Origin of the sequence: Vaginisenegalia massiliensis, from assembly GCF_900604935.1 — a bacterium.
Lineage (GTDB): Bacteria > Bacillota > Bacilli > Lactobacillales > Aerococcaceae > Vaginisenegalia > Vaginisenegalia massiliensis.
Genome location: NZ_UWPC01000015.1, coordinates 20,904 through 27,412, shown reverse-complemented (window position 1 = coordinate 27,412; position 6,509 = coordinate 20,904). Strand labels below are relative to the sequence as shown.

The 6,509-nt window shown below is 38.5% G+C and carries 9 protein-coding genes; 2 read left to right on the top strand and 7 right to left on the bottom strand.

What is annotated here, in order from left to right:
- Window positions 1-4: 4 nt before the first annotated feature.
- Window positions 5-97: an IS3 family transposase gene (locus tag EIH20_RS08770; protein WP_420894250.1), complete on the top strand. Its 93-nt coding sequence runs from the start codon at window positions 5-7 to the stop codon at window positions 95-97.
- A 50-nt stretch (window positions 98-147) separates the two neighbouring features.
- Here the strand turns inward: EIH20_RS08770 and EIH20_RS08325 are convergent, their stop codons facing one another.
- A complete protein-coding gene (locus tag EIH20_RS08325) occupies window positions 148-366 on the bottom strand; it encodes a YneF family protein (RefSeq protein ID WP_124059611.1) in 219 nt (72 codons plus the stop codon).
- Between the two features lie 72 nt (window positions 367-438).
- Window positions 439-693 (bottom strand): DUF896 family protein, encoded by a 255-nt coding sequence (locus tag EIH20_RS08320; protein ID WP_124059609.1) that lies wholly within the window; start codon window positions 691-693, stop codon window positions 439-441.
- A gap of 92 nt (window positions 694-785) precedes the next feature.
- Between EIH20_RS08320 and lexA the strand changes: the two genes are divergently transcribed.
- Complete coding sequence (gene lexA / locus EIH20_RS08315; protein ID WP_124059607.1) at window positions 786-1,406, top strand: transcriptional repressor LexA; 621 nt, start codon at window positions 786-788, stop codon at window positions 1,404-1,406.
- A 59-nt stretch (window positions 1,407-1,465) separates the two neighbouring features.
- Here lexA and EIH20_RS08310 read toward each other — a convergent pair whose 3' ends face one another.
- Genes EIH20_RS08310 through rnz form a run of 5 tightly spaced genes read right to left on the bottom strand, consistent with a single transcriptional unit; the run spans window position 1,466 to window position 6,500 of the window.
- On the bottom strand, window positions 1,466-1,978 hold the full coding sequence (locus tag EIH20_RS08310) for an adenine phosphoribosyltransferase (RefSeq protein ID WP_124059605.1): 513 nt from the start codon (window positions 1,976-1,978) through the stop codon (window positions 1,466-1,468).
- Between the two features lie 4 nt (window positions 1,979-1,982).
- Window positions 1,983-4,322 carry a single-stranded-DNA-specific exonuclease RecJ gene (recJ, locus tag EIH20_RS08305; RefSeq protein WP_124059603.1) on the bottom strand — a complete coding sequence of 780 codons (2,340 nt, stop codon included), beginning with the start codon at window positions 4,320-4,322 and terminating at the stop codon, window positions 1,983-1,985.
- 20 nt (window positions 4,323-4,342) lie between these two features.
- Complete coding sequence (locus EIH20_RS08300) at window positions 4,343-4,768, bottom strand: lipopolysaccharide assembly protein LapA domain-containing protein (protein WP_124059601.1); 426 nt, start codon at window positions 4,766-4,768, stop codon at window positions 4,343-4,345.
- Window positions 4,755-5,570 carry an SDR family NAD(P)-dependent oxidoreductase gene (locus EIH20_RS08295; RefSeq protein ID WP_124059599.1) on the bottom strand — a complete coding sequence of 272 codons (816 nt, stop codon included), beginning with the start codon at window positions 5,568-5,570 and terminating at the stop codon, window positions 4,755-4,757. Before EIH20_RS08295 ends, EIH20_RS08300 begins: the two co-directional genes overlap by 14 nt.
- A 9-nt stretch (window positions 5,571-5,579) precedes the next feature.
- Window positions 5,580-6,500 (bottom strand): ribonuclease Z, encoded by a 921-nt coding sequence (rnz, locus tag EIH20_RS08290; RefSeq protein ID WP_124059598.1) that lies wholly within the window; start codon window positions 6,498-6,500, stop codon window positions 5,580-5,582.
- Window positions 6,501-6,509 lie beyond the last annotated feature (9 nt).

Genomic DNA, 6,509 nt, shown 5'->3' with positions numbered 1-6,509 from the left:
CTATATAGAATATTATAATTTAGTTAGGAAGAAGAGAAAATTAAAAAGCAAGACTCCTGTAGAATACAGAAATCTTGCTTTAATGACAGTGGCTTAATAAAAAGTTCAACTTTTTGGGTCCACTACACTAACGAGAAGACTTATTTTTTATTTAGTTTGCATCTTCATACTAGCCATAATCTGCTGTACTTTTTTCTTAGATGGTTTTTGTCCCATTTGAGCCATCATATTTGAAATCATTCGCTCATCAATAGGTGGATTTTCTTTAAAGTAGTTCATCATATAACGACGAGCCATAAAGAATCCTCCAGCAAATCCAGCTACCAATGCGATCATCACAAATAAAATCCACATCCATGTTTGCATAAGTATATAGTCCCCACTTTCATAAAAATCATGTAGCCTTATCATACTAGAAAATAGTGTCCTTGCCTAGGCTTATTTTTCTTCTAGATGACGACCATGAATTCCTTTTTCTTTTTGAATCTTTTTAAGCTTGTCTGGTGTAACATCCCGGCCCTCTTCATCAACAACTTTCATGCCTTCAATATGATGGCGCATACCTTGACGAAGACTTTGTAGATATTCTTGACGCAATTCTGCTTGTTCTTGTGCCAATTCTTCGGTTAAAAGACCGGCTTTCTTTAAATGAGCTAATTCGTTGATACGAGCAATTTTTTCTGGACTTAACATGATGACCTATCCTTTCATATATAGACTGCGAACATTTGTTTGCATTGTTAAATTTTCTTTGCTAAAATGGATATACTAAGTAGAAAGAGTTGATGATCTTGAAAAAAATATCGACCAAACAGCAATCCATACTATCTTGCATTTATCAAGCTATTGAAGACAAAGGGTATCCGCCAACCGTTCGCGAGATTTGTTCAGCCATAGGTTTATCTTCCACCTCAACCGTTCATGGACATCTTTCTCGTCTAGAAGAAGCTGGCTACATCATCCGTAATGCCTCAAAAACACGGGCGATTGAATTGACTCCTCTAGCTCTTGAAGCCATTGGTGCCTCGCCTAAACAAATTCCTCTTTTGGGAAGAGTTGCAGCAGGAAGTCCCATTTTAGCTGTAGAAGAAGCACTCGATTATTACCCTGTTCCGCCTCATCTTGCCTATGATCCTAGTGAATTATTCATGTTGGAAATCAATGGTGATAGTATGACCAATATTGGCATCCTTAACGGCGACCTAATCACCGTACGGCGCCAATCGACTGCCAATAATGGCGATATTGTTGTAGCAATGACCGACGATTTTGAAGTCACTTGTAAAACTTTTTTTAAAAAAGCGGATCATTATGTTTTGCGTCCGGAAAACGATTATATGGAAGATATTATTTTAGACTCTGTTTCAATCCTTGGTAAGGTGGTTTCGTGTTACCGAGAATATTAATAGGAAAATGAAGGCGAACAGCCCAAATTCACTTAGAGTGATTGGGTTGTTCGCTTTTTTTAGTAGTGCATTAAGGTTAAATAATCATAACCTGAGAGCTTTTCTTTGCCGTTTAAATCATCTAATTCAATTAAAAAAGCACAACCAACAACAATACCACCCAATTTTTCGATTAAATCAATGGTAGCTTTAATTGTTCCACCTGTAGCTAATAAATCATCGGTAATTAGGACACGTTGGCCTGGTTTTATCGCATCTTCGTGTAAGGTCAAAACGGCTTCACCATATTCTAAGCCGTAACTCACTTCAATAGTTTTACGTGGCAATTTACCTTTTTTACGAACTGGAACAAAACCAATCTCTAAAGCATAAGCAACTGGACAGCCCACAATAAATCCTCGTGCTTCCGGTCCGACAACGAGATCAACTTTCTTGTCTCGGGCATAAGCAACAATTTGTTCCGTAGCATGATGAAAAGCAGTCCCATCCGCCATTAAAGGCGTAATGTCGCGGAAAATAATCCCCTCTTTGGGATAATTATCTACACGCGCGATATAATCTTTTAAATCCATGTTCTCATGTCCTCTCGAAATATTCTTTAATTTGCTGGATATCTTGATAGATTAATACCTCTTCAGCTTTCATAGCTGTTTGATAAAGCTGCATAGCTGGTAATTGATATAAATCTATTTTTTCATGCGAATCAGAATGATTAAATTCAGCAAATCCATGGGTAATTGTAACAAATTTCGCCTCAAAAAACACGCTTAGCATATATTTTAATTTAATCGGATGAATAGCCAAATGTTGGCTGAGGCTATCCAATTGCTGCCGGATATTAAAGCCGGATGATGTTTTTAACCAAGCATATAAGCGAGCAAATTCTTGACGACTAGGAACGCCTGCCAAATATTTGGATTCTGGACAATACGCGCCTAAGATGATTTTAGACCAAGACTGACTGTCCAGAATTTTCTTCAATTCAGCTAAATCATTGGGTGGTTCAACGACAACCAAGGCAGAATAGCCATTGTTTTCAATTGCATCAGACCAATCGCCAAATAAAAGACTAACTTGAGTTTTATTGAAGTCTTTCTGACAATATTCTCGTAACGATTGATGCTGAAAGACATACACAGCTTGATTCTCTTCAAATAGGGTTGGATTTAATTGACTTGATCGATAGTCCACCCATAGCTGTTCTTCAACTTCAAAATCTAGTAATTGCAATTGGACTTGAGCTCGATCCTGCCAAATATTTTTTTTCAACTCTCCGACACACTGAATCATTGTAGTATCTTGTATTTGCGTAAATCGCGAAGCAATATTAAACCCAATAACGGGTAAAGTCAAATTCCCCACATTCACATCACTTATATCAAATTTAATATGTTGTTTATCCGTTCCAATTCGTCGCAATTTAGCTACTCTAGTAGATTCAATTGCTACTAATGGCCTCGGATTATCCATACCAAAGGGAGCAAGCAAAGAAATTTCATCAAGCAAATCTAAGTTAATTTCGTCAATCTTTAAGACTAAATCTAAATCAAGTTCTTTTGGTTTAAGAATGGTCGCTTCTTCTCGCTTGGCTACTTGAACCAAAGCTTGGGTAAAAGTTTGCCACTGATCCTGATTTACCGTAAACCCTGCTGCTTGTGCATGACCACCAAAATATTTTATGTAATCTTGAACCTCTTGCAAACTAGCAAACAAATTAAATTGGCTTACACTCCGACCGCTTCCTCGGTAGACGCCCTCAGTCTCGATATATTGAGCAACCAAGCATGGTCGTTGATAGAGCTCCACTAATTTGCCAGCAACTATCCCTAATACGCCAGCTGGCCACTTAGGGCTACTTTGAATAATAATAGGTGGCAATTTTTCATATTGAGCCATTTGTTCTTCAACATCCAACATGATTGACTTGACGATATCTTGACGATCTTGATTAGTGGTTTCTATTTGTTGAAGCCATTTTTGTGAGTCTTCTTTATCATAAGCTCGCAACCAGTTCAAGCCTGGTTTAGGATCGCCCAATCGTCCAGACGCATTGAGACGCGGACCAATTAAGAATCCTATCGATTCTTCATTTATCTGATCTTGGTTAATTTGATGAGTGTCAAATAAGGCTTGAAGTCCTGGACGATTGCTTTGTTTCAAAATAGAAAGTCCATTTAAAACAATTGTTCGATTCTCATCTGTCAAAGAAACCAAATCACATATTGTTCCAATCATGGCTAATTCCACTGCTTCAAGAGGAATTTCATCCAATAAAGCACAAGCTATTTTTAAAGCGACGCCCGCCCCACTTAATTGTCCAAAAGGGTATTGGCCTAAAGGATGCCGAGGATGTATTACCGCTAGGGCGTTTGGTAATGTTGCTTGCAATTCATGATGATCTGAAACAATGACATCAACGCCCTGTTCCATAGCCCAAGCTATGGCTTCGTGACCAGCCACACCATTATCACAGGTTAAGATTACTTGGGTCCCTGCTTCAACTAAAGATTGGTAACGGGCAAGGTTAGGGCCATAGCCATCAATCAAACGATTGGGCAAATAATAATTTACCCGAGCGCCTAAACTTTCTAAACATTCAAGCAAAATCAAAGTGCTTGTTATACCATCCGCATCATAATCACCGTAGATCGTAATCAGCTCTTGATTCTCAATGGCTTGATTTAATCGCTCGACTGCTCGATCCATGTCATAAAGTAAATAAGGATCATGAAATAGTGTGGGTTGCTTATCTATCGCGCTTTGAATCGCTTGCGGATTAGCTAAGCCTCGTTTAAGGCACAAACGCAAAAAAGCGGGACTAAAGGTCATTCCCGCTTGATCACATGCCAGCTTTAGCTGGTTAAAATCAGTCTGATTGAACGAAGGAATCGTCCACTGGTATTTAGCAAAAGTCATATCTCTACTATCTCACAATCTTAGTTAAAAAAGTTAATTCCCGTTTTATTTTTATCTGCCTCTATATCAGCAATATCTTGACTATATGCGCCTTCTTGATTAAAGACGGCAGTATTCTTATTTTGATAATCATTTTGAGTCAATTTTGCCCGTAACTCAGCCAACTCACGATCTTTACTTTCTACTTCGTTTAACTTAGTTTGATGAAGCTGATCATAATCTTTCTTAAGTTGTTTGTTTTCACGTCTTTGTGCAGCCAATGCTGACATTGAAGCTACCAGTCCGATAATAGCTCCCAGTAATAAACAGATTAAAATCACTAACACCATCTGAACCTTTACTTTGCTAAAAATCAAATCAACCATAACCATTTCTGTGTTATGAATAGCAAAAAAGACAACTAAGATGACTAGAAGTAAAGCTACAATTAATTTACCTTGTTTCATGATTTTCCTCCTTGAGATTAAACAAGTTTAATGCTAAATAATCTCCCACCTTTGGAAAACACTGATAGAAAAAGTTGCCCATAGTGAGTGTTCGCGGTAAATTGATTTCACGCCCTAATCGTCGGGAGCCAGCCATTGATTTAATAATTTGCTGAGCTACGTGATTCGGATTGAGAGCAAAACCCTTCACCTGTTGCAAATACGCTTGGGAATTTGAATCATGATTAAAGAAGTTGGTCAAAACTGGACCCGGATTAACAGTGGTAACCCGTATATGGTCAGCTTTTAATTCAAGACGCAAGGCATTAGCATAACCAATTATAGCAAATTTACTTGCGGAATACACGCTAGATGCAACCGTAGCCATTTTTCCAGCCATGGACCCTAGGAAGATAATATGTCCTGTTTGTCTTTCTTTCATCCGTTCAGCCACTTTTTGTGCTAATACCATCATGGCAAAGGTATTCACTTTAAACATTTGTTCTATCTCAGCATAAGAAAAAGCCGTTGCTGGTTTAAAGTAGCCAAAACCTGCTGAATTAATTAAAAAATCCACCTGACCAAAGCACTCATAAGTTTGGTTTACTACTTGATCAATAAAGTCCTCATGACTCAAATCTCCCGCAATGACATGGACCTGAACGCCATAAGTTTTCCTTAAATCATTTGCCAATTTTTCTAGGACTGTTTCACTTCGAGCCACCAAAACTAAATTGGTATGTTTTTTTGCTAACTCGGTGGCGAGAGTCAAGCCAATTCCACTTGAAGCTCCAGTGATTAAGGCTACTTGATTCTTAAACATGTCAACCTCCTAAATAGGATACTCCGCTAAGTCTACTACAACTTGAGTTGCCGAAAAAACATGACAAGCTTGATTTTCTAAATATTTTGCTTGATGACCTAAGTAGCGGGCGCTAATATGATTTAACAAAAGTTTTTTTGCTCTTGCTTGACTAGCTACATAAGCTGCTTGCGTATTGGTTGAATGGAAATAGCGCTTGGCTAATGCTGCTTCTGATTCTTCAAAGGTAGCTTCATGAACCAGTAGATCAGCCTCTTTAGCTAAAGTAATGCCATTATCTGTCAAGCGGGTATCCCCTAAAATCGTGACGACTTTTCCTGGTTGATTTGGCGAAATAAAGTCCCGGCCATTTAAAATACGCCCATCCTCTAATTCAATTGTTTCTCCCCGCTTTAACTTACCCAATAAGGGTCCATTTGGAATCTGATACGGTTCTAATCGGTCCATCAGTAGTTGGCCGGCCAAATCGGGTTGAGTTACCCGAAAACCAAAAGATAATATGCCGTGATCTAAGGGTAAATAATCGACTATCCAATCATTGGCAAGCTTAATTTGCCCACCTTGAGGAGATAATTCGACAAATTTTAGCGGATAAGTTAAGCGAGATCTAGAAAGTTTTAAGGAGGTCAACACAAATTCCTTGATACCTTGCGGACCATAGATGGTTAACGCCTCTGACCCACCTTGAAAAGATCGCGAACTCAAAAATCCTGGCAAACCAAAGATATGGTCCCCATGCAAATGAGTAATAAAAATTTTACTGATTTTTCGTGGGCGAAGAGTTGTTTGTAAAATTTGATGCTGGGTAGCCTCTCCACAGTCAAAAAGCCATACTTCATTCAATTCATCTAATAGCTTTAGAGCTAATGAGCTTACATTGCGTGCTTTGGCAGGCACACCTGCTCCTGTTCCTAAAAATTGGATAAACATACGTCGCCC

Excerpts from the sequence above, each read along its gene's own strand:
- EIH20_RS08325 (WP_124059611.1), bottom strand. The coding sequence starts at position 366 with ATGCAAACATGGATGTGGATTTTATTTGTGATGATCGCATTGGTAGCT.
- EIH20_RS08320 (WP_124059609.1), bottom strand. The coding sequence starts at position 693 with ATGTTAAGTCCAGAAAAAATTGCTCGTATCAACGAATTAGCTCATTTA.
- lexA (WP_124059607.1), top strand. The coding sequence starts at position 786 with ATGATCTTGAAAAAAATATCGACCAAACAGCAATCCATACTATCTTGC.
- EIH20_RS08310 (WP_124059605.1), bottom strand. The coding sequence starts at position 1,978 with ATGGATTTAAAAGATTATATCGCGCGTGTAGATAATTATCCCAAAGAG.
- recJ (WP_124059603.1), bottom strand. The coding sequence starts at position 4,322 with ATGACTTTTGCTAAATACCAGTGGACGATTCCTTCGTTCAATCAGACT.
- EIH20_RS08300 (WP_124059601.1), bottom strand. The coding sequence starts at position 4,768 with ATGAAACAAGGTAAATTAATTGTAGCTTTACTTCTAGTCATCTTAGTT.
- EIH20_RS08295 (WP_124059599.1), bottom strand. The coding sequence starts at position 5,570 with ATGTTTAAGAATCAAGTAGCCTTAATCACTGGAGCTTCAAGTGGAATT.
- rnz (WP_124059598.1), bottom strand. The coding sequence starts at position 6,500 with ATGTTTATCCAATTTTTAGGAACAGGAGCAGGTGTGCCTGCCAAAGCA.